This is a genomic window from Thermoanaerobaculia bacterium (assembly GCA_035260525.1).
GTDB lineage: Bacteria > Acidobacteriota > Thermoanaerobaculia > UBA5066 > DATFVB01 > DATFVB01.
Genome location: DATFVB010000059.1, coordinates 1 through 5713 on the forward strand (window position 1 = coordinate 1; position 5713 = coordinate 5713).

Below are 5713 nucleotides of genomic sequence, written 5' to 3' on the forward strand. Positions count from 1 at the left end.
GGAATCCTCGTCGCCGGCGTCGCGGACCCGCCGCTCTCTCCGGACCGGGAGCCGCGCGGCGCCGCCGAGCGCCACATCGCGCTCTACCGGTCGCTCGGGTTGCTTTCCGGCGAAGAGCGCGCGACCGACGCGTAGATCCGCTCGAGGTCGGCGACCGAGCGCTCCCAGCCGTAGCGCTCCTCCACCCTCCTGCGGGCGCGGAGCGCGATCGCCTTCGCCTCGTCCGGGTCCCGGAGGAGGCGCGAGACGGCGGATGCGAACTCCGCGGCGTCGTCGGCGACGAGGAGCTCCCGCCCGGAGACGAAATCGAACGCCGAGGCCGCGAGCGAGGTCGCGACGACCGGAACGCCCGACGCCATCGCCTCGAGGATCTTCAGGAGCTGCCCCGACCCCGCGCGCATCGGCGCGACGGCGACGGTCGCGCCCGCGAGCGCGCCTTCGATCCGGTCGACGTCGCGCTCGATTCGCACGCCTTCCCCGCCGGCGAGCGCCCGGACGGCGGCCGCGGGGCGCGCGCCCGAAACGCGAAAGACGGCCGAGGGCACCTCGCGCCGGATCGACGGCAGGATCTCCCCCGCGAACCACGTGAGAGCGTCGACGTTCGGAAAGTAGCCGAGGTTCCCGGTGAAGACGACGGTCGCCGCCGCGCGCCCGTCCGGGACGAACGCGAACTGGCGAAGGTCGACGCCGTTCGGGTTGACGCTCAGGCGCGGGAAGTCGCCGATCGCCCGCCGGTCCACCGGGGACACGACCGTCACGTGCTCCCAGGTCGCCGCGATTTTCCGCTCGTAGCGGGCCATCGACTTCCATTCGGCGTACGCGGCCCACCGCGCGGGGCCGCGGTCGCGGCGGAAGCGGCGCTCCATGTTGAGCGACAGCGAGTCGACGAGATCCATCACCCTCGGGACTCCGACTCCCTCTTCACACACCGGCGCCATCCGCGCGAGCTGCACGTGGACGACGTCGGGCCGGCGGCGGCGGATCGTCTCTTCGAGGCGCCGGCGCAGCGCGGCTCCGGCGAAGACGCCGGCCTGAAGCGGAAGCCCCGAAAACGCGCCTCGCATCGCGCCCGCCGCCGCCGCCGCCGGGGGAAGCTTCACCGGGACGATCTCCTCGCAAAACGGCGCGACGGCCTCCATCGCGTCCGGCGGCGCGTCCTCGGAGGACACGGCGAAGAGCGTGATCCGATTTCGCGCGCTCAGGAGACGGAGCTGGTGGAACGCGCGCACCTGGTGCCCTCGGCGCAGGGGAAACGGAAATCTCGGCGTGACGAAAAGGATGCGCACGGTCACTCCGGCCGCGGCGGAGGAGACTTCAGGCGTCCCTGCCGGAGCTCGCCCGCCAGCCGCGCGATCTCCCGTTCGAGCGCCTCCCGCGCGGCGTCGGGGAGCGGCGAGAGGACGGCGGGGCTGATCCAGGCCGCCCGCACGAGCGCGTCCTGTCCCTTTCGGAAATCCCGCGACAGCACGAACGCGCGTCCCATCTCGAAATCGACGTCGGCGCGCTCGCCGGCGGCCGAGGCGCGCCGCAGCGCCGCCAGCGCGCCCGGGAAGTCCCGTACATCGAGCCGCGCTTCGCCCTCGAGCAGCCAGGGCCTCCCGTCGCCCGGCAGCGCGGCGGCGGCCTCCCCGGCGGAGCGGTCGATCCACTCGACCACCCCGCGCGAGTCGGGCGAATGCGCCGGATCGGACCCGAGGAGGTCCGCGGCCGCGTGCATGCGCCACAGGAGCCTCTCCGCCCGGTAGCGGCGGATCTCCGGGACGGTCGCCGCGACGAGGACCAGCACGACGGCCGCGGCGCGCGCGATCATTCGCGCTCCTCTCCCCGGCCCGCGATGCGCCACGCGCGGCCGGCGGCGAGGAGGAGCGCAAGCGAGGACGCGGGCCTCTGCAGCGGAAACCAGGTGAGCGCGGAGACCGCGCCCGTGCACAGGACGGCGGCGAGGCCCGCCGCCGACGCCCGAAACTCGGGCGAGCCGCCGCGAGCTCGCCGAAGGACCGCGATCACGAGGAGCGTCGCCGCCGCGACCGCGGCGGCCGCGGCCGGGAGTCCCGCCTCCGCGGCCGCCTGGAGATAATCGCAGTGCGCCTCGACGTAGGCGCTCTCCTCGCGCGGGTTCACGAACCGCGCGCCGCGCCGGACTTCCGCCGCGAGGCGGTGGGGGACGAACTCCGCGCCGAACGTCCCGGGGCCCCAGCCGGACAGAGGCCGTTCGCGGATCATCTCGACGGCCGCCACCCATGGCCCCTCGCGGTAGCTCAGAAGCCGATTCCAGTCGCCCGCGCGGAGGTATGCGGCGGCCTCACGAACGCGGGCGCGCGCCGGCGGGTAGAGCGCGATCCCGGCCGCCGCGACCAGCACGGCCGCCGCGGCGGCCCGGAGCGCCGGCCGCCCGTGGAGACGGAATCCGACCAGGGCGGCGCCGGCCGCGACCGCCGCCGCCGACGTCAGATTCCGGTTGATCACGAGGACCGCCGCGATCGGAACGAGCGCCGCCGCGGCCAGCCGGCGATCGCCTCGCCGGCTCGAGCCGAGAACGACGGCCAACGCGCCCACGGCCGCGATCGACAGGACGATCGACAGGAGCCCTTCGTTGCCGAGCATCGCCCCCGTGCCGGACCGGCCGGGAACGCTCACGACGGGGAGAGGCAACCGCCACCCGGCCGCCTCCGAGAGCGCGAGCAGCGCGCTCGCGACCGCCGCGGAGAAGAACCCGAACGCCGCGATCCGGAATCCCGGCGCGGCGAGGGAGGCGCCGACGGGAAGGGCGAGCGCGACGAGCAGGATCTCCCTCCAGGAATCGAGCGCCGGAGCCCGCCGGGGCGAAAGCACCGCCGAGAGGCCGGTCGCCGCCAGCGCGGCCAGCAGCAGACCTGCCGTCCATCGGGAGGCGGGTGAAAGGTCGCGCCAGCGCGAAGAGCCGCGCCGCGCCCTCCCGAACGCGAGGGCGGCCGCGAGCGCGCATCCGACCGTCGCGGCGAGACGTTTCGGCGCGTCGAAGGGAGATTCCGCCCGCACGTCGACGACGAGCGTCGCCGCGGCGAGCGTCGCGGCCATGACGATGGGAACGAGGAAATCCTGCCGCCGCGTCGCCGGAGCAGGAGGATGCGCCGGACGTCTCTTTCGGCGGTGCGACACGGCGCGCGATTATGGGTGATCGCCCGCGCAAAACAAAGAGCCGAACTGCCGCGAGAGAACCCGGAGAAGACGAAAAACGCCGGGAGGAGCAACTCCCGGCGCGGCCCTCGAAAGAGAGGATCGGGGCCTCGAAAGAGGCCCCGATCCGAACCGTTACGGCTGGTAGAGCTTCAGCTGGAAGGCGCGGGTGAGCATTTTCGCCATCTGGGCACGGTTGGAGAGCCCGTTCGGGTGGAACGTTCCGTCTTGGAAACCGTCCACGATCCCGAGCGACCAGACGTAGCCGACGAACCGGCAGATCGCCTGGTTCGCGGAGACGTCCGGGAAGGGAACATTGGCGGTCGCGACGTTGCAGTCATACGTCCGCCCCGTCGTCGGACCCGTGTATGCCATCGGTACGTCCGTCTCTCCTCCCGGATAGAGCGGGGGCTGGGAGCGGGCGAGAAGCATCGCCGTCTGGGCGCGGCTGATCAGATTGTTCGGGCAGAACTGGGTCGTGGTGCAGCCGAGAACGATCTGGCGGCTCGCCAGGTAGTTGACGTGCTTGCAGAACGGGCTCGTGGCCGGAATGTCGGTAAACATCGACAGTCCGTCCACCGCGCTGCAGTTGTATCCCGTTCCGGTCGAGGGAATCTGGGTCTCGTCGCCCTGGAACATCGCTCGCGTGATGAAGATCGCAGCCTGCATTCGAGTCGTCGTTCCGGCCGGACCAAAGGTTCCGTCCCCATATCCGAGCGTGACTCCGTTGTGCAGGATCGTCTCGATGTCCTTGTAGAAGCCCGAGTTCACGACCACGTCGGAGAAGCTGCCGCCCATGTGGATGGTCCAGGTATGAAAGACTTCACCGGTGACCTCCTCCGTGACTTGCGCATCGATGTGGGTCTGCGGACGGGGGCCGGTGAGCGTCGCCGAGAGCTTGAAGCACGGCACGTTGCCATTGAAGCAGTCGTGCACGTCGTACTTCGCCAGGTTTCCGTATTCGGCGGCGCCCCGCATGATCGTATAGGTCTCACCCGCGGTGATTCCGCCGCGCGTGAACGACGACAGCGTGCCGGTGACGTGGTTCAGGTTGTCCGCCTCGTTCGACCAGCTCGGGTTGAGCAGGATCGTCTCGCCGAACTCGAAGATACCGTCGACGTCCGAATTCGTCTCCGCGTCGCTGCTGTCATCCGCGAAAAGGGCCGCGGGAACGAGCTGGCTCTTCCGGATCACGACCGCGAAGCCGATGTCCGCGGAAGAGTCGTCCTGCGAGTCGGTGACGTGGACGAAACCATTGTAGATTCTCTCGTGAATGAGAGGGTCCGGTCCCGGTCCCGCATAGTTGTGCGTGCCCTGTGTCTCGAAGATCTTTGGCCCGTTCGAGCTCACCGCCCCGGGCGAGGTGGCGGCCAGATCACTGTCGTCCCAGTAAATCGTCGCGGTGAAGTGTCCGGAGCCGCTGTGATCGGAAGTCCAGACCGCGAACGTGCCGTGCAGGTCGATGCCGGCGATTCCGTTGAGCGTGACGTGGGGAGCCGGAACGACCGTCGCGCGGGCCGCGAGCGCCGTCCCGAGAAGGAACAGAAGGGCAAAAAGAATTGTCGGCGCCGACCGGCGCCGGGTGGATGTCTCAACGTGCATGACGTCCTCCTCGTGTTGGGGACCGTTGCGACGGCGTGCTGGCCGGGGCGTCGATCCCGATTGTTCTGACGAGATTCACGGTAGAGGAAACGTCCGCCGGCCGCCTGATCTGAACGCTTCAAATCCGATGAGCGAAATGCCCGCGTTCGCCGATCGGCGCACGCGATACGAGCGATTCACTTCGATTCTCTCGGGCAACGGCGCGAACGGATCGATCGGGACGAACGCGCGCGGCGGCGACGCCGCCGCGCGCGCCCGGGTCAGAGCACGCCGAAGACCGGGTGGACGAACTGCGCGCTCGGATCGTTCGTGACGTTGTCGGTCGTCGCGCCGAACACGATCGCGCTTCCCGTCGACACGCTCACCTCGACGACGTCGTTGGCCGCGAGATCCATGCCGAACATCTGCTCGGCGTGGAACTGGTTGAAGTAGTTGGGCGGGAAGACGGACTGCGACGTCGCCTTCAGGTTCCCCGCCGAGTCCTCGAGCTGGAACGTGACGAAGGCTCCCGAGTCGAGCGTGCGCAGCCCGATGTTCAGGCGCGCCTTCCCCGGGTCCACCGGCGCGCTGAGATACCCGGTGAAACCGGCGGGGACGATCTGTCCCGCGTTCGAGAAGGCGCCCGACTCGGCGACGAGCTCCTCGCCGAGTCCCGACGACCCCGCGCTGCCCTGATCGTTGAAGTTGCGGGCGAGCGTGACCGGCACCGCCGAATCCGCCGAAACGATCAGATCGAGCGTTCCGAAGCCCGTCTGTCCCATCGCGACGACGACGTCGGCAAACGACAGGGCGTGTCCGCGCGGGACGAAGATGTCGATCGAGGGGTCGTCGACGCTCCCCCCCGCGCCGACAGGATGAAAGACGAGCCGGCCCGTTACGTCGGCGCCGACCACGGGAGCGATCATCTGGAGAGAGGTCTTGAAGTTCGCGCCGTTCAAACCCGGCCCCGAGCCGA

The 5713-nt window shown here is 70.3% G+C and carries 5 protein-coding genes; all 5 read right to left on the reverse strand.

Annotated elements, in window-relative coordinates; genetic code table 11:
- Positions 1-83: 83 nt before the first annotated feature.
- On the reverse strand, positions 84-1286 hold the full coding sequence (locus tag VKH46_02755; protein HKB69733.1) for a glycosyltransferase: 1203 nt from the start codon (positions 1284-1286) through the stop codon (positions 84-86).
- 2 nt (positions 1287-1288) lie between these two features.
- Positions 1289-1810 carry a hypothetical protein gene (locus VKH46_02760; protein HKB69734.1) on the reverse strand — a complete coding sequence of 174 codons (522 nt, stop codon included), beginning with the start codon at positions 1808-1810 and terminating at the stop codon, positions 1289-1291.
- Positions 1807-3138 (reverse strand): O-antigen ligase family protein, encoded by a 1332-nt coding sequence (locus VKH46_02765; GenBank protein HKB69735.1) that lies wholly within the window; start codon positions 3136-3138, stop codon positions 1807-1809. The genes VKH46_02760 and VKH46_02765 overlap by 4 nt, the downstream gene beginning before the upstream one ends.
- A 153-nt stretch (positions 3139-3291) precedes the next feature.
- The gene (locus tag VKH46_02770; GenBank protein HKB69736.1) at positions 3292-4758 is read right to left on the reverse strand and encodes an S-layer homology domain-containing protein; all 1467 of its coding nucleotides are present in this window, start codon (positions 4756-4758) and stop codon (positions 3292-3294) included.
- Positions 4759-5018: 260 nt separating this feature from the next.
- Positions 5019-5713: hypothetical protein (locus tag VKH46_02775; protein ID HKB69737.1), on the reverse strand; the 695-nt coding region annotated here is incomplete at its 5' end.